Annotated in this window: 13 protein-coding genes; 11 read left to right on the top strand and 2 right to left on the bottom strand. The window is 70.3% G+C overall.

Annotated features, from left to right (window positions below; all coding sequences use genetic code 11):
• Positions 1-113: 113 nt before the first annotated feature.
• Positions 114-680: a 16S rRNA (guanine(966)-N(2))-methyltransferase RsmD gene (gene rsmD, locus PWG71_RS09485; RefSeq protein ID WP_274809212.1), complete on the bottom strand. Its 567-nt coding sequence runs from the start codon at positions 678-680 to the stop codon at positions 114-116.
• 159 nt (positions 681-839) lie between these two features.
• On the opposite strand from rsmD, the gene coaD reads away from it, so the two are divergent.
• From coaD to smc, 8 genes are all read left to right on the top strand, one after another.
• The gene (gene coaD, locus PWG71_RS09480) at positions 840-1322 is read left to right on the top strand and encodes a pantetheine-phosphate adenylyltransferase (protein WP_274809378.1); all 483 of its coding nucleotides are present in this window, start codon (positions 840-842) and stop codon (positions 1320-1322) included.
• A gap of 160 nt (positions 1323-1482) precedes the next feature.
• Positions 1483-2061 carry a YceD family protein gene (locus PWG71_RS09475; RefSeq protein WP_274809211.1) on the top strand — a complete coding sequence of 193 codons (579 nt, stop codon included), beginning with the start codon at positions 1483-1485 and terminating at the stop codon, positions 2059-2061.
• 142 nt (positions 2062-2203) lie between these two features.
• A complete protein-coding gene (rpmF, locus tag PWG71_RS09470; protein ID WP_274809210.1) occupies positions 2204-2380 on the top strand; it encodes a 50S ribosomal protein L32 in 177 nt (58 codons plus the stop codon).
• 376 nt (positions 2381-2756) lie between these two features.
• Positions 2757-3488 (top strand): ribonuclease III, encoded by a 732-nt coding sequence (rnc, locus tag PWG71_RS09465; protein WP_274809209.1) that lies wholly within the window; start codon positions 2757-2759, stop codon positions 3486-3488.
• Positions 3489-3495: 7 nt separating this feature from the next.
• Positions 3496-4356, top strand: a complete 861-nt coding sequence (gene mutM / locus PWG71_RS09460) for a bifunctional DNA-formamidopyrimidine glycosylase/DNA-(apurinic or apyrimidinic site) lyase (protein ID WP_274809208.1) — start codon at positions 3496-3498, stop codon at positions 4354-4356.
• Between the two features lie 121 nt (positions 4357-4477).
• Positions 4478-4765: an acylphosphatase gene (locus PWG71_RS09455; RefSeq protein ID WP_274809207.1), complete on the top strand. Its 288-nt coding sequence runs from the start codon at positions 4478-4480 to the stop codon at positions 4763-4765.
• A 387-nt stretch (positions 4766-5152) separates the two neighbouring features.
• Positions 5153-5341 carry a hypothetical protein gene (locus tag PWG71_RS09450; protein WP_274809206.1) on the top strand — a complete coding sequence of 63 codons (189 nt, stop codon included), beginning with the start codon at positions 5153-5155 and terminating at the stop codon, positions 5339-5341.
• A gap of 444 nt (positions 5342-5785) precedes the next feature.
• On the top strand, positions 5786-9331 hold the full coding sequence (smc, locus tag PWG71_RS09445) for a chromosome segregation protein SMC (RefSeq protein ID WP_274809205.1): 3546 nt from the start codon (positions 5786-5788) through the stop codon (positions 9329-9331).
• A gap of 81 nt (positions 9332-9412) precedes the next feature.
• Here smc and PWG71_RS09440 read toward each other — a convergent pair whose 3' ends face one another.
• Positions 9413-12037: a S8 family serine peptidase gene (locus PWG71_RS09440; RefSeq protein ID WP_274809204.1), complete on the bottom strand. Its 2625-nt coding sequence runs from the start codon at positions 12035-12037 to the stop codon at positions 9413-9415.
• A 631-nt stretch (positions 12038-12668) separates the two neighbouring features.
• Here PWG71_RS09440 and PWG71_RS09435 point away from each other — a divergent pair.
• From PWG71_RS09435 to ftsY, 3 genes are all read left to right on the top strand, one after another.
• Positions 12669-13676: an ABC transporter substrate-binding protein gene (locus PWG71_RS09435; protein ID WP_274809203.1), complete on the top strand. Its 1008-nt coding sequence runs from the start codon at positions 12669-12671 to the stop codon at positions 13674-13676.
• On the top strand, positions 13676-14713 hold the full coding sequence (locus PWG71_RS09430; RefSeq protein WP_274809202.1) for a FecCD family ABC transporter permease: 1038 nt from the start codon (positions 13676-13678) through the stop codon (positions 14711-14713). Before PWG71_RS09435 ends, PWG71_RS09430 begins: the two co-directional genes overlap by 1 nt.
• A gap of 101 nt (positions 14714-14814) precedes the next feature.
• The gene (ftsY, locus tag PWG71_RS09425; protein WP_274809201.1) at positions 14815-16002 is read left to right on the top strand and encodes a signal recognition particle-docking protein FtsY; all 1188 of its coding nucleotides are present in this window, start codon (positions 14815-14817) and stop codon (positions 16000-16002) included.
• Positions 16003-16350 lie beyond the last annotated feature (348 nt).

Raw genomic sequence — 16350 nt, 5'->3', positions numbered from 1 at the left:
CGCCCGAGAGGCGGTGGGGAAGGGAGGGGCGGCGGCCGCCGCCCCTCCGACCCGCCCCCGGACGGCCGGTCGCGGGAACCCGCCGACCGAAGCCGAACGGGCCCCGGAACGGATCAGGGGGTGCGGTGGGCGTACCAGAGGGCGGCCTCGCCGTAGACGCGGCTGCGGTCGAGGGCCAGCCCCGCGGGCCAGTCGGGTTCGGCGGCGCGTTTGGACCGCTCCACCACCACCAGCGCGTCGTCGGCGAGCCAGCCGTGGGCGACCAGGTCGGCGAGCACCGCCGCGACCTCGGTGTCGGTGACCGCGTACGGAGGATCGGCCACCACCAGCTCGTACGGTTCCCCGGGGTTGGCACGGGCGACGATCCGCTCCACCCGGTCGGTGGCCAGACGGGCGCCCGCCAACCCCAGCACGTCGATGTTGTTCCGCGCGCTCCGGGCGGCCTTGCGGTCGGCCTCCACCAGGAGCGCGTGGGCGGCTCCCCGGGACAGGGCCTCCAGGCCGATCGCTCCCGATCCCGCGTACAGGTCCATCACCCGCAGGCCGGTCAGCGATCCGAGGTCGGACTGGACGGAGGAGAACAGGGCCTCACGGGCCCTGTCGCTGGTCGGTCGGGTGGTGCGGCCGTCGGGCACGGAGAGGCGGCGCCCCCCGGCCGTCCCGGCGATGATGCGGGTCATGGCACCACCGTAGCCAAGCCCGGCGGACTCGGCGCGCCTCCCCGTCCGACGTGACCGATGGGGGAAAGTGGCCACTAAGTGGGAGTTGCCCTGATCCGTGCCCGGGGCGCCCCCTACGATCTCGGTACCCGAACGTCGTACTCGAAAGGGGCGATCATCGTGCGCCGTGCCGTCTGCCCGGGTTCCTTCGACCCGGTGACCTACGGTCACATCGACATCATCGGCCGGGCGGCCAAGCAGTACGACGAGGTCGTCGCCGCGGTGCTCAACAACGTGAACAAGAGGGGCCTGTTCACCGTTCCGGAGAAACTCGACATGCTCCGGCACGGTTCCGAGGACCTCGCCAACGTGCGGGTCGCCGAGTTCGACGGCCTCCTCGTGGACTTCTGCCGCGCCAACGGCATCGACACCATCGTGCGCAGCCTCCGCTCGGTCAGCGACTTCGACTACGAGCTCCAGATCGCCCAGATGAACTACCGCCTGTCCGGGGTGGAGACCGTGTTCATGACGGCCAACCCGCAGTACTCGTTCCTCTCCTCCAGCCTGGTCCGCGAGATCGCCCAGTACCACGGCGACGTCTCCAACCTCGTCACCCCCTACGTCCGGGATCGGCTGCGCGAGAAGTACTCCGCGGAGCGCTGATCCACGGGCCTTTCCGAGGCTGATTTGGGTGGTCGGGGGCACGATGGGTAGAATCGAGGTTCGACCATGTGCGCAGCCGCCTTCGGCGTGCGCTCAGGCCGACCCCGGCCGCTTCTCGGTGGGCGGGTGACCCGGCTCCCGGACTTCTCGTGAAAGCTCGATGACCCTGTCTCGTCTCAATCCTCGTGACCCGTTCGTGGTCGACACCCAGGCGCTCGGACGCCAACCGGGGTCGATGCGCACGGTCGATCGCATCGTGACCCTCCCCGAGGAGTTCGCGAACGCGATGGCCTCCGTGTCCGCGGGCCGTGAGCTGGAACTGGACCTGCGGTTGGAAGCGGTGATGGAGGGAGTCCTCGTCACCGGGGCCGCCCGCGGCCAGATCAGCGCGGAGTGTTCGCGTTGCCTCGACCCCCTCGCGGAGGACTTCGAGGCGGGTTTCCAGGAGATGTACCGGTACCCCGCCGACGAGGACGTCTTCCAGGAGGAGGACGGGGATACGGACGACGATGATGAGGACTACTATCTAGAGGGCGACATGCTCGACCTCGAACCGGTGGTCCGAGACGCCGTCGTGCTCGCTCTCCCGCTCTCGCCGTTGTGCGACCCGGACTGTCCGGGCCTGTGCGCCGAGTGCGGTGCCCGGCTCGCCGACGCGGAACCCGACCACGGTCACGACGACCGGGTCGATCCTCGTTGGGAGGCGCTCCGCGGAATCGTGGAGAAGTCCGGCGAGTGACACAGCCCTTCCCCGTGGAACACGGGGATGATCCCGGCCTCGCCGGGAGCCCCGTGGATACGGAGCACACCCCGCCATGCGCGGGGCCGACCAGATAAGCGACCTCCCGCGACCCGCGCGGGGGTGACCCAGGAGGATTGAAGTGGCCGTCCCGAAGCGGAAGATGTCGCGGAGCAACACCCGGACCCGCCGTTCCCAGTGGAAGGCGTCGCGCCCGGTGCTGGTCAACTGCCCGCGTTGCCGTGACCCCAAGCAGCCCCACATCGCCTGCCCGACCTGCGGCACGTACAACAACCGCCAGGTCGTCAGCCCGTCCTAACGACGTATGACAGGCTTCGGGTCCGGATACCCGATCCCCGATGCGTACCGGGGCGGTCCCCTGTGAGGGGACCGCCCCGATGTGCTGTCCGGCACGTCATCACGTTTCGGAGGGGGAGACGCGGACGGACGAGGATTTGTAGAGTGTCGTTAGGGCGGCCACGGGCCGCACCCGACGCACCTTCGCCCACGCGATGACCTCCGGACCGCACCGGGTTCCCGAGTTCGTGGTGGCCGCCGGGGGAGCGGGCGCACCGGAGGATCCCGGTGCCCGGCTCCCGCGACGTTCACCTCGTTTTCGAGCACCCTGGTCGGGCCGCGGATCCGCGTCCGTACCGCGCGCCGTTCCGGCGTGCCCGAGCAGGGAAGTGAACCGAGTGGCCACCCAACTCTCCGCCGCCGAGGCCAAGGCGTTCCACGAGGCCATCAAGGTCGAGGTCGACCCCAAGATCCTGGTCCGCGCGTTGACCCACCGTTCCTACGCCTACGAGAAGGGCGGTCTGCCCACCAACGAGCGGCTGGAGTTCCTCGGTGACTCCGTGCTCGGCCTGGTGGTCACCGACACCCTGTTCCGCAAGCACCCCGACCTGCCCGAGGGGCAGCTGGCGAAGCTGCGCGCCGCCGTGGTGAACATGCGCGCCCTGGCCGACGTGGCCCGAAGCCTGGGCATCGGGGCCTACATCCGGTTGGGTCGCGGCGAGGAGGGCACCGGCGGGCGCGACAAGTCCTCGATCCTCGCCGACACCCTGGAGGCCATCATCGGCGCGGTCTACCTGGACCGCGGCCTGGGCACCGCCTCGGAGTTCGTGCACCGGTTGTTCGACCCGCTCATCGCCACCGCCTCGGGGCTGGGCGCGGGCCTGGACTGGAAGACCTCCCTCCAAGAGCTCACCGCCGCCCAGATGCTGGGCGTGCCCGAGTACCACGTGGACGAGTCCGGCCCCGATCACCAGAAGACCTTCCGGGCCACGGTCCGGGTGGCGGGGCAGAGCTACGGCCTGGGCGAGGGGCGCAGCAAGAAGGAGGCCGAGCAGCAGGCCGCCGAATCCGCGTGGAAGGCCATCAAGGCCCGTGCCGAGGCCGCTGACGGCGCCTCAGGAAAGAAGTAGGTACCCCATGCCCGAGTTGCCCGAGGTCGAGGTCGTCCGCCGGGGGTTGGCGTCCCACGCCGTGGGCCGCGCCGTCTCCGGGGTGGAGGTCCTGCACCCCCGCGCGGTGCGCCGGCACGTGCCCGGAGCGGCCGACTTCGCGGCCCGGCTGGAGGGACGCACGCCCACCGCCGTGCTGCGTCGTGGCAAGTACCTGTGGCTGGCGCTGGACGGCGGTGACATGCTCCTGGCCCACCTGGGGATGAGCGGTCAGATGCTGATCCAGCCCCAGGGCAAGCCGGACGAGAAGCACCTGCGGGTGCGGTTGCCGCTGTCGGACGGCAACGAGCTCCGGTTCGTCGACCAGCGCACCTTCGGCCACCTGATGGTGGACGTGCCCGGGGTGCGGGCGGACGTGCCCGCGTCGGTGGACCACATCGCCTTGGACCCGTTGGACGACGAGTTCGTCGCCGAGACGTTCGTGCGGGCGCTGCGCGCCAAGGACACCGAGGTCAAGCGGGCCCTGTTGGACCAGTCGCTGATCAGCGGGGTGGGCAACATCTACGCGGACGAGGCGCTGTGGCGGTCCCGGCTGCACGGTCGGCGCAACACCCGGACGTTGACCCGCGCCCGAGGGGAGGAGCTCCTGGGACACGTGAGCGACGTCATGACCGAGGCGCTGGAGGTGGGCGGGACCACCTTCGACGGGCTGTACGTCAACGTCAACGGGGAGAGCGGCTATTTCGCGCGGGGGCTCAACGCCTACGGGCGTGAGGATCGGCCGTGCCGCCGGTGCGACGTCCCGATCGTGCGGGAGGCGTTCATGAACCGCTCCTCGTACAGCTGCCCCACCTGCCAGAAGCCCCCGCGGCGGACCCGCACGGCCTGAGCCCGCGCGTCCGGAACGGAGCGTTGGGACGGGTGGGGCCGGTGTGATTTCACGTCCTCGAACGGACATGCGACCACTCAGTGAGGAAAGTGTCTCCCCAAGGTAAGGAAGAGGAACGGTCATGAGTGACGGCGACGAGGTCGTCCGGTTGACCGCGTGGGTGCGAGGGAAGGTCCAGGGTGTGGGTTTCCGCTGGTGGACCCGGGCTCGGGCGCTCGAATCGGAACTCGTGGGCGCAGCCACCAACCTTTCCGACGGTCGCGTCGAAGTCGTCGCGGAGGGCTCCAGAGCGGACTGCGAGAGGCTTCTTGAACACCTCAAGGGCGGCGGAACACCCGGTCGTGTGGACTCTGTGGTCGAACGTTGGGGTCCGAGTAGGGGGACGTTCACCGGTTTCATCGAACGGTGAGTATCCTGAAGGGGTAACGCGATTCGAGCACACCCCGCGACCGCGGCGGTCTATCGAAGGCTCGTGGCAGGGTCTCGTGAGGTGTGTCGCGACCATCGTCGTGCGTTTTCGCGCGTCACCGGCTCGGCCGGGGTGGTCCTTTTCGCATCGTGTTGTCATCGCCTGCCCGGGTGTTCTCGCTCCGGGTCGCGGTGGTTACCGACTGTTTGTAATCCAATCTTGACCAGTAGCGCGCCTAGTGAGACTCTGGAAGGCATACCGCGCACCTTCCACCCGCGTGGAAGAAACATCGATGGCGTGAAGTACACACGTCATGCGAAAGGAAAACCCGCGGGGTGTCGCATGCGCGAAATCACAACTGGTCACTCAGTGTGGAGGACCCATATCATGGCGAAGGCTCTGTTCGGCCACGTCGGCGGCTCCGACCCTCGTATGGTCCAGGAGATGCGACGGCTTCAGAAGCGGGTACGCGACCTCGAAGACGAGATCAGCCGGCTCCAGGCGCGCAACGACCAGCTCAGCATGGCGGTCAGCGACGTCACCGGTGCCACCGACCGCGAGCCCGCGCTCGCCTGATCCGCACGTTCGCGCGCACGGTCCCGACCGACCCGCGCGCATATGACGAACAACATCCGACGGCGGGGGCGCCGAGCGCACCATCCAGGCGTCCCTAACGGAACCCGTCGACGGATATCACTGAGTCCGAATGTCCCTTGAGCCGCATTCTTTCCTTTTCCATTGCGGCCTCTTTCCCTTTGTACCCGGCGGACCCCGTCGCAACCCTCCGTGTCCGCCGGTGATCCCCCCTCCTTTCCCCCTCCCTTCGTGAAGTGTCGGGAGGGACCCGCGAAGGAACCGCGCCCGGGGCGGACACGCCTCCGCCCGGCGGCGCGTTCCCGCCGGACATCACACCGATCCCCGCACCCTGGTCACCGCTTCGTGGCACCCTTGTACGGGGCGACCCGCGTCCTGTCGAGGGGACGCGGTGGGAACGCCCGGTGACCATCGCGGGAGGTGTGGGTGTATCTGAAGAATCTGACGCTGCGAGGCTTCAAGTCGTTCGCGTCGGCCACGACCCTGCGCTTCGAACCGGGCATCACCTGTGTGGTGGGCCCCAACGGCTCGGGCAAGTCCAACGTCGTCGACGCCCTGTCCTGGGTGATGGGCGAACAGGGTGCCAAGTCCCTGCGCGGCGGCAAGATGGAGGACGTCATCTTCGCGGGCACCTCCACCCGCCCCGCGCTGGGCCGCGCCGAGGTCAGTCTCACCATCGACAACTCCGACGGCGCCCTGCCCATCGACTACACCGAGGTCACCATCAAGCGGACCATGTTCCGCAACGGCGGCTCGGAGTACGCCATCAATGGGGACACCTGCCGGCTCCTCGACATCCAGGACCTGCTCAGCGACTCCGGCATCGGCCGTGAGATGCACGTCATCGTCGGCCAGGGCCAGCTCGACACCGTCCTGCACGCCGGCCCCGAGGAACGCCGCTCCCTGGTGGAGGAGGCCGCCGGCATCCTCAAGCACCGCAAGCGCAAAGAGAAGGCGATCCGCAAGCTCAACGCGATGCAGGGCAACCTGGACCGGGTCACCGACCTCACCGCCGAGCTGCGCCGCCAGCTCAAACCGCTCGGCCGCCAGGCGGAACTGGCGCGCAAGGCCGCCGTCATCCAGGCCGACCTGCGCGACGCCCGCCTGCGCCTGCTCGCCGACGACATCGTCATCCTCACCGAGCAGCTCGCCCAGGAGGAGGCCGACGAGAAGGAGGTCCTGCTCCGTCGGACCGCCGTGGAGGCCTCCCTCGCCCAGGCCCAGGAGCGCGAGGCCGTGCTGGAGGCCCAGAGCGCCGAGGCCGCCCCAGTCCTGACCCGGACCACCGAGACCTACCACGCCCTGTCCCGGCTCACCGAACGCCTGGACGCGGTGCGCGGGCTGGCCGCCGAACGCTTCCGCAACCTCGCCTCCGTCGGCGACGAACCCGTCCACCGGCGCGACCCCGAGGAACTGGAGAGGGAGGCCGAGGAGGCCGCCGCCCAGGAGGAGGAGCTGCTCACCCGGCTGGACGAGGCCCGGGAGGTCCTGGAGACCGCCGTCGCCGAACGCACCTCCGTCGAGGACGCCCTCCACCGCGAGGAGAAGCGGCTGGAGGCCGCCGGTCGGGCCGCCGCCGAACGCCGTGAGCAGTTGGTGCGCCTGTCCGCGAACGTGGAGGGCCTGCGCGGTCGGCTGTCCTCCGGCGAGGCCGAGATCACCCGGTTGGAGGAGGCCGCCGCTCAGGCCGCCGAACGCGCCGAACAGGCCCAGGCCGAGTACGAGATGGCGGCCGAGGAGGCCGCCGGTCTCGACGAGGGCGACGCCGAACTCGACGCGGCCCAGGAGGAGGCCGCCGCCGCGCTCGCCCAGGTCGAGACCGACCTCAACCGGCTGCGCGACGCCGAACGCGCCGCCGAGGGTGAGCGGGCCGCCCTGGCCGCCCGCAAGGAGGCCCTCGAACCGGGACTGGCCGGTAAGGACGGCGCGGCCGCTCTCCTCGGTTCGGACCTGACCGGTCTGCTCGGCGCGCTGGCCTCCCTGATCCAGGTGGAGCCCGGACGCGAGGCGGCCGTCGCCGCGGCCCTGGGAGCGGCCGCCGGCGCCGTCGCGGTCGACGATCCCGCAGTCGCCGTCGCCGCCCTCGAACTGCTGCGCGCCGAGGACGCGGGCCGGGCCGGAATCGTCATCGCCGGCGCGCTGCCCGCGCCGCCCCGCGCGGACTGGCCGTCGCCGCCCGTCGGCATCCGCTACGCCGTGGACGCGGTCACCGCCCCCGAACACCTCGCCGGTCCCCTCACCGCCTTGCTCGACCGCGTCGTGCTCGCCCCCGACCTGGCCACCGCCCGCGATCTGGCCGGCAAACTGCCGGGCGTGCGCGCCGTCACCCCTGACGGGGACGTCATCGGCGCCGCCCTGGCCCACGGCGGCTCTGCCGCCGCGCCCAGCCTGCTGGAGATCCAGGCCGCCGTCGACGAGGCCGCCGCGAAACTGGAGGTCGCCACCGAGGCCGCGGCCACCGCCGCCGAGGAGCTCGACGCCAAGAAGGCCGAGCGCGCCGAACTCACCGAACGGGTGCGGGAGCTCACCGTCCGCCGCCGCCAAGGCGACCGCAGGCGCAACGAGACCGCCCAGCGCCTGGGCAAGCTCGGCGGTCAGGCCCGGTCCGCCGAGGCCGAGTCCGGGCGGTACGCCGCGGCCGCGTCCAAGGCCACCGCCGCCCGAGCCGAGGACGTCGGGAAGCTCGCGCGTCTGGAGGAGCGGCTCGCCGAGGCCGAGGAGATGGCAGCCTCCCTGGAGGAGGAGGCGCCCGACCCCGAGGTGCGCGACGGACTCGCCGCCCAGGCCTCTCTGGCCCGCGCCGCCGAGATGGAACGCCGTCTGGCGGTGCGCACCGCCGAGGAGCGCGCCCGCGCCGTCGCCGGCCTGGCCGAACGGCTCTCGGCACAGGCCGCCGAGGAGCGCAGGGCCCTCGAACGCGCCGAACAGCGCCGTGCCCTGCGCGCCGCCCAGGCCACCATCGCGGAGGCGGTCGCCGAGAGCGCCCGCCTGGCCCTGGAGCGCATCGCCGTTTCGCTGACCGCCGCGGAGGCCGAACGGGTCGCCGCCGAGACCGACAAGGAGGCCCGCGACGCCGAACTGCGCACGGTGCGCGCCCGGGTCCGCGAGCTGTCGGTGGACCTGGAGAAGCTCACCGGTTCGGCGCACAGCGGCGAGATGGCCCGCGCCGAACGCCGACTGCGCCTGGAGCAGTTGGAGACCAAGGCGATGGAGGAGATGGGCGTGGACGTGCCCACGCTCATCGCCGAGTACGGTCCGCGCGTGCCCGTGCCGCCGCCCGCCGACGCCGACGAGGACGCCGTCCCCGTGCCGTACGTGCGCGAGGTGCAGCTCAAGCGGGCCAAGACGGCCGAACGCCAGCTCAACCAGCTCGGCAAGATCAACCCCTTGGCCCTGGAGGAGTTCGCGGCGCTGGAGGAACGGCACTCCTTCCTCAACGCCCAGCTGGAGGACCTCAAGAAGACCCGGCGCGACCTGATGGACATCGTCCAGGAGGTGGACGCGCGAGTGCAGGAGGTGTTCGCCTCCGCCTACCTCGACGTGGAGCGGGAGTTCTCGGCGATCTTCGGCCGGCTCTTCCCGGGCGGCGAGGGCCGTCTGCTGCTCACGAACCCCGACGACATGCTCACCACCGGCATCGAGGTGGAGGCCCGCCCGCCCGGCAAGAAGGTCAAACGGCTGTCCCTGCTCTCGGGCGGTGAGCGCTCGTTGACGGCGGTGGCGTTCCTGGCCGCGATCTTCAAGGCCCGGCCGTCGCCGTTCTACGTGATGGACGAGGTCGAGGCGGCGCTGGACGACACCAACCTCCAGCGGCTCCTGGTGATCTTCGAGGAGCTGCGGTCCGCCTCGCAGCTCATCGTCATCACCCACCAGAAGCGCACCATGGAGGCGGCCGACGCCCTGTACGGCGTCACCATGCAGGGCGACGGCATCTCCCAGGTCATCAGCCAGAAACTCGAACGCCCCGCCTGACGTCCGCTTCCGGCGTCCCGGAGAAGAGGGGGCCGCCCTCCCCGGGGGAGAGGGCGGCCCGTGACCGGGGCGGAGGGGTCGTCAGCCCCGGTCGATCGTGATGACCGGGGAGGTCCAGGTCTCCCAGTGGTCGGGGTTCGACTCGTCACCGAGCGCCTTCAGGGCGCGCAGTTCGAGGCGGTAGTCGCCGTTCTTGACGTCCTTCACCCTGCCGTGGGAGTCCACGTAGGTGCCGTCCCACACGTAGCTGTGGAACGCGGTGGGTGTGGCGTTGCGGCCGACGTGGTCCACCGAGGCGGCGATGTTGTTGCGCGGGTGGACCGGGCGGCCGGTGCGCGCGTTGATGATCACCAGGTCCAGTCGGGTGACGTGGTGGTCGAAGTGCGCGATGACGTAGGGCACGTCGGGCAGGCCGTCGACCCACTCCAGGCTGTAGGCGTGGCCCTCGGGACGGTTCTCGAAGGAACCGCCGCCGGCGCACTCCAGCCCGGCGAACGCGTCGCAGTCGGTGATCGAGGTCAGCCACGGCAGCCCGTGCTCGGTGGGAGCGAGGGCCGGGATCTCCTGGTAGTCCCCGTTGTAGGCGGCGTACGGGACCCGGTAGGTCTCGCCGTCCACCTGGGAGACCACGACGTAGCCGCCGTAGATCATCTGGCTGTGGTCGCGGGCGGGCGGGGTCACGGTGAGCTGTACCTCGACCGAGGCACCCGGGGCGACGGTCACCTCGTCGGTGCCGAACGCCACGTCCGCGAAGCCGTCGTTGAAGCTCGGCGCGAAGGTGTTGCCGTGGGTCCCGAGCGCGCCCTCGTGGGACAGCTCGTAGACGGCCTCGGCGTCACCGTCGTTGGTGATGGTGACGGTCTCCGTGGCCGGGCCCTCGGTGGCGCCCAGCGACAGCTTGCCCGGGGTGACCGTGGTGGTGGCCAGGACCGAGCCGGGGATGTCCATCATCCCGGCGCCCTGACGGTGGACGTTGTCCGAGAATCCGAGACCGGGGTTGCCCCACCAGGCCTTGGGGTCGGCGCTGTTCTGGAGAACGGTGCGGACCTCGTGCGCGCCCAGGTCGGGGCGGGCCTGGAGGAGCAGCGCCACACCGCCGGCCACGTGCGGCGACGACATCGAGGTTCCGCTGACGGTGGCGTAGCTCCCCTTGGCGACCGGGTAGGTGGAGTTGATCAGACCACCGGGCGCGCCGATGTCCGGCTTGACCGTGAGGTCGGCGGCCAGACCGTAGGAGCTGAAGGAGCTGATCAGTCCGCCGGTCGGGTTGGGAACGGTGATGACCTCGTCGCTCCAGCCCAGCGTGACGGGCTCGTCGCCCTCCAGCAGTTCGAGCAGGTGCAGGCCGGACGAGTTGGCGACGCCGACGGAGAAGGCGCCGCGGTCCACGATGCCGCCGCCCGCGAAGAGGCCGGCCACGTTGTTGTAGACGACGACGCCGGTGGCCCCCGCGTCGACGGCCGCGTTGTACTTCTCGGCGAAGGTGCAGGCACCGCGGATGATGAGCGCGGTCTTGCCGGTCAGGTCGCCGACGGTGTCGCCCAAGGACGTGCAGGCCCGTCCGGCCGATGCGAGCGGGTCGGTCTCACCGGAGGTGGGGGGTTCGGCGGCGCCGCCCATGTTCATGTAGGCGACGGCCTCACCGCTGGGGTTGGCCACCGCCGAGACGCTCTGTACGTGGGTGTTGTCGAAGGAGGCCACGCCGATGACGTGCTCGCCGAGGCCGGGTGCGCCCGCGGAGTACAGGCCGGTGGCGCCCTCGTTGCCGATCGAGGCGACGACGACCATGCCCTCGTCGACCAGGTTGTCGGAGGCGGTGGCGGTCGGGTACTGCGGCCAGGAGTGCGAGGAGCCGATGCTCATGTTGAGCACGTCCATGTCGTCGGCCAGCGCCTGCTCCATGGCCGCGATCATGATGTCGGAGGTGGTGGAACCGGCGCAGCCGAACACCTTGTAGGCGCCGAACACCACGTCGGGGGCCACACCGGTGACCTCGCCCTCGGCGCCGACGATGCCCGCCACGTGGGTCCCGTGACCGTTGCAGTCCTGGGGGTCGTCATCGGGGGCCGGGACGGCGTTCGGGTCCTGGGCGTTGAAGTCGTCTCCGACGAAGTCGTGGCCGGCGACCACGCGGTCGTTGGGGAATCCGCCGCCGCCCAGGTCGGGGTGGGTGTAGTCGACGCCGGTGTCCATGATGGCGACCCGGACGCCCTCACCGCTCAGACCGAGTTCGTTCTGGGCGATGTCGGCGCCGGTCATGGGCAGCGCGGTGTCGAGGTCGGGAACGCTCTCCTCGGCCTCGGGAATCCCGTACGTCACGACGGGGTAGATGGCCCGGACCCCGGGGATCGACCGCGCGGTGCCCACCTGGGCGTCGTCCATCTCCACGGACAGACCGTTCCACAGGTCGCCGAAGGAGTGGCGCTCGTCGTACTCCAGGCCGTACTCCTCGGCCTCGGTGCGGAACTCCTTCTGTTCCTTCTCGACCGTCGAAGCGGAGGTGCCCTGGGTGGTGGGGGGACTCTCCAGCTCGATGAACCACAGGCCGTTGGCCTGATGGACCAGTTCTCCGTCCTCGGGGGTGGGAACGGGGTGCAGGGGGGCGAGTTCCGAGATCTCGTCGGCTCCCGCGGGTGTTGCGGAGACCAAACCCGCCAACAGGGTCAATCCGGCGAGTGACGCCAGACGTTTACGGTGGGGTGCCACCTTGTCAACACATCCCTTCTGTGTGCGCGCCTCGGGAGGCCGGGGGGATGGTGGCGGGACAGCCCGTGGGGGTACGGGAGTACACGGTTGGGGCTATACACCGCGTCAAGTCCTTACTCGGTTAAATGGCGCGCATAGCAACGAGATCATTGCTGTGTGCCATCTCCGTGTCAATGTTCGCGAAGACTCAATCTGGCCACACGGCGTAGGAAAACGCTCCCAAGTGACCCGTGTTTCGCCAGGGAAGAAACTAGACAAACATCCCTTTTGGTATGAATTCCTGGCGAATCGAATTCTGGTACCGGGTCCCTTTTTCGATGATCGCGGTCGGGAAAACCCAGATGAGCGCGGTGTACGCCCGGCACGAGGGCCGGAAGGACCGGCCGGTACAGTGGTGAGGCCGATGCGGCCCGTACACGAGGCCGATCGGTCGGCGTCGACGAAGCGAAGTCCGGTACCGCGGCCGAAACCCGCCGCCCAACCCGGCGCTGTCCCGCAACTGTGGAGCCCCGCCCCGGCGGGGACGAGCCAGGTCGCCTTCCCGACGCCGCACGCCCCCGTCCTCGTGGGAAGGACAGGCCGTTCTCCGCCCCGAGGCCGCTCCCTTCCCCCCGTTCCACCAAGGAGCACCGTGCGGATCGCACACCGACTTCCCGTGGCCCTGCTGGGCGCGACGCTGGCACTCACCGCCTGCGGTGACACGGGCGACGACCCCGAGTCCACCGGGACCCCGGAGCCGGGCACCGACACCGCCGCCGCGGTCTGCGCCCCGCCCGAGGCGGACCCGAACCGCCCCACCGTCGGTGACGGCACCTTCCCGGTCACCCTGACCGACGCCGTCGGCGAGGTCACCGTGGAGGAGGCGCCCGAGCGGATCGTCTCCCTGTCCCCGAGCCACACCGAGATGCTCTTCGCGATCGGGGCCGGCGAGCGGGTCGAGGCCGCCGACGAGTACTCGAACTTCCCGGCCGAGGCCCCCACCACCGACCTGAGCGGGTTCACGCCCAGCGTCGAGGCGATCGTCGAGTACGACCCCGACCTGGTCGTCATGTCCGACAGCGCACAGGAGACCGCCGCGCAGTTGGCCGACGTGGACATTCCCACCCTGGTCATGCCCGCCGCCGCGGACCTTGAGGACACCTACGCCCAGATCCGCCTGCTCGGCGACGCCACCGGTCACGCCGAGGACGCCGATGCCGAGGCCACCCGGATCGAGACCGAGTTCACCAAGGTCGTCGAGGAGGTGTGCGCCGAAGCGGGCGATGCCGGGCTGAGCTTCTACCAGGAGCTCGACGAGACCCCCTTCTCCGCCACCTCCGAGACCTTCGTCGGTCAGATCTACTCCTCGTTCGGCCTGGTCAACATCGCCGACGCGGCCGACGACGGCACCGCCGGGGGCTACCCCCAGCTCTCGCAGGAGTACATCGTCGAGGAGAACCCCGACCTGATCTTCCTGTCCTACGGTGACGAGGCCGCCGTCGAGGCGGTCGCCGAGCGCCCCGCGTTCGACACCGTCACCGCCGTGCGGAACGACGCCGTGTACCTGCTCGACGCCGACATCGCCTCCCGTTGGGGACCGCGCGTCGTCGACTTCGCACGCCTCGTCGGCGACACGGTCCTCGACAACACGGCGAACTAGTGACCAGGGGCGTTGTCGGTGTCCCCCTCGGATGGTCCGCGGGAAGTCTGGTCGCGCTCGCCGTGGCCGTCGTCTTCGGGATCTCCGCGGGCGCGGCCTCGCTCTCCGCGGCCGACATCGTCCTGCACCTGCTGAGCCTCCTGCCGTTCGGAACGGAGACACCGCTCACCGAGCGGCAGGCGGCCCTGCTCGTCGAACTGCGGTTGCCCCGCGTGATCATGGGCGCCGTCGTCGGCGCCCTGCTGGCCACCGCGGGCGCGGCCTATCAGGGCGTCTTTCGCAATCCGTTGGCCGACCCCTACCTCCTCGGGGCCGCCTCGGGCGCGGGTCTGGGCGCGACGGCGATCATCGTCTTCGGCTCCGAGTTCAGCGACTCCCCACGGGCGCTGGTGCCGGTCGCGGCCTTCGCCGGCGCCCTGGTGGGGGTCGCCGCCGCCTACCTGCTCGGTACCACCGCCGGCGGGGGAGGGACGTCCTCGCTCGTGCTGGCCGGGGTGGCCGTCTCCTCGTTCCTGGCGGCGGCCCAGACCTTCGTCCAGCAGATGGGCACCGACCAGTTGCAGCGCATCTACGCCTGGCTGCTGGGCGGACTGGGTCGGGGCGGATGGGACGACGTGCGCCTCATCGCCCCCTACACCGTGCTCGGTCTGCTGATCCTGCTCGTCTGCGGCTACCTGCTGGACATGCTCGCCCTGGGCGACGACAAGGCGGTCAGCCTCGGTCTGAACCCGGCGATCGTGCGGATCGTCGTGATCTCCGCCGCGTCGTTGGCCACCGCCGCCGCGGTGTCGGTGAGCGGGCTCATCGGGTTCGTCGGCATCGTCGTTCCCCATATCGTGCGCCGCCTGGTGGGATCGAGCTATCGGGCGATCCTGCCGGTGACGATGATCGTCGGAGCCGCCTTCCTGGTCGTCGTCGACATCGTCGCGCGCACCGTGGTGTCCCCGGCCGAACTGCCCATCGGCGTGGTCACCGCGTTCCTGGGCGCGCCGTTCTTCGTGCTGATCCTGCGCACGACCCGCCACCACGCCACCTGAACCCGGGCGGGCCCCGCCGCCGACGGGTCACCGGTTCGTTCCCGGCACGCCACCCGGGCGTGATGCGAACGCGTCGGACACTCTGGGAGACTGGGCGGGCTATGGAAATCTACTTGCTCGCAGGTCTTGCCATCGTCGTCGTGCTCTTGGCCGTCGGCGGATTCTTCCTGGTCAGGACCCGGCGTCCGGTCGCGCCGGGTGAGGAGGAGACCGCACCCGAGGTCACCGGAGAGCCGAAGTCGGCCGCCCCGGAGGACCGAGAGCGGGACGGAGGGGTCGAGCTCCTCCCACCGGCCCAGGCGCCCCCGGCGGGCGCGTCCGTACCCGAGGCCCACGTCGCCCCCGCCGAACCGGAGCCGGAGACGCCTCCTCCCTCCGCCGGACGCATGGTCCGCTTGCGCGCCCGGCTGGCCCGGTCGCAGAGTTCCTTCGGCCAAGGGCTGCTCAACCTGCTCTCCTCCTCGTCGCTGGACGACGACGCCTGGGAGGAGATCGAGGACACCCTCATCACCGCCGACATCGGCGTCACCTCCGCCACACAGATCGTGGAGAACCTCCGCACCAAGGTGAAGGTGCTGGGCACCCGCGACCACGACGAGGTCCGGACCCTGCTGCGGGACGAGCTGCTCGCACAGATCCGCACCGACGCCGACCGCGCGGTGCGCACCGGACCGCACGGCGACCGGCCCGGGGTGATCATGGTCGTCGGCGTCAACGGCACCGGTAAGACCACCACCACGGGCAAGCTGGCCCGGGTGCTGGTGGGCGACGGCCGCACGGTCGTCCTGGGCGCCGCCGACACCTTCCGCGCCGCCGCCAGCGAGCAGCTCCAGACCTGGGGCTCGCGGGTGGGCGCGCCGGTCGTGCGCAAGGAGGAGGGCGCCGATCCCGCGAGCGTCGCCTTCGACGCCGTGACCCGGGGCATCGAGGACGGTGCCGACACCGTCATCATCGACACGGCCGGCCGGTTGCACACCAAGACGGGTCTCATGGACGAGCTCGGCAAGGTCAAACGGGTGGTGGAGAAGAAGTCCCAGGTGGACGAGGTCCTGCTGGTCCTGGACGCCACGACCGGACAGAACGGCCTGCGTCAGGCCCGGGTGTTCGCCGAGGTCGTCAACGTGACCGGGATCGCGCTGACCAAGCTGGACGGCACCGCCAAGGGCGGCATCATCGTGCAGGTCCAGCGTGAGCTGGGCGTTCCGGTCAAGCTGGTCGGTCTGGGCGAGGGGCCCGACGACCTGGCGCCGTTCGACCCCGAGGTCTTCGTGGACGCGATCCTCGGTTGAGGACCGTCCCTCACACTACGGCCGGGCATCCCAGCGGGGACGCCCGGCCGTAACCGTTCACCGGGTCCGAACACGCCGTTCGTCGCACCCGGACGCCCACTGTGATCCACGTCATGCGATTGAAATACCGGTGTTACACGCTGTGGTGACTTCCTGGCAATGACTCCGTTATCACTGTGAGATCTCACCCTCCGTGTCGGATGTATCGCTCATGGTCTATGTGAGGGTGCGCGGTCTGCGTCGGTGCACGTGCATTGGTCGTCATCGGGGGGTCGGTTCACCTGTCGTTAACACGGCTGGCTGTCCTTTTACCCCCGCGCAACATGTCGGGCTCCACAGAGAAACACC

This window comes from Nocardiopsis sp. N85 (assembly GCF_028882275.1).
Taxonomy (GTDB): domain Bacteria; phylum Actinomycetota; class Actinomycetes; order Streptosporangiales; family Streptosporangiaceae; genus Nocardiopsis; species Nocardiopsis lambiniae.
The sequence above is the reverse complement of the archived record's forward strand: the minus strand, read 5'-3'. Positions and strand labels throughout refer to the sequence as shown.

Coding starts and splice junctions, on each gene's coding strand:
- ftsY (WP_274809201.1), top strand. CDS start 14,815: ATGGAAATCTACTTGCTCGCAGGTCTTGCCATCGTCGTCGTGCTCTTG.
- PWG71_RS09450 (WP_274809206.1), top strand. CDS start 5,153: ATGGCGAAGGCTCTGTTCGGCCACGTCGGCGGCTCCGACCCTCGTATG.
- PWG71_RS09475 (WP_274809211.1), top strand. CDS start 1,483: ATGACCCTGTCTCGTCTCAATCCTCGTGACCCGTTCGTGGTCGACACC.
- PWG71_RS09455 (WP_274809207.1), top strand. CDS start 4,478: ATGAGTGACGGCGACGAGGTCGTCCGGTTGACCGCGTGGGTGCGAGGG.
- mutM (WP_274809208.1), top strand. CDS start 3,496: ATGCCCGAGTTGCCCGAGGTCGAGGTCGTCCGCCGGGGGTTGGCGTCC.
- rsmD (WP_274809212.1), bottom strand. CDS start 680: ATGACCCGCATCATCGCCGGGACGGCCGGGGGGCGCCGCCTCTCCGTG.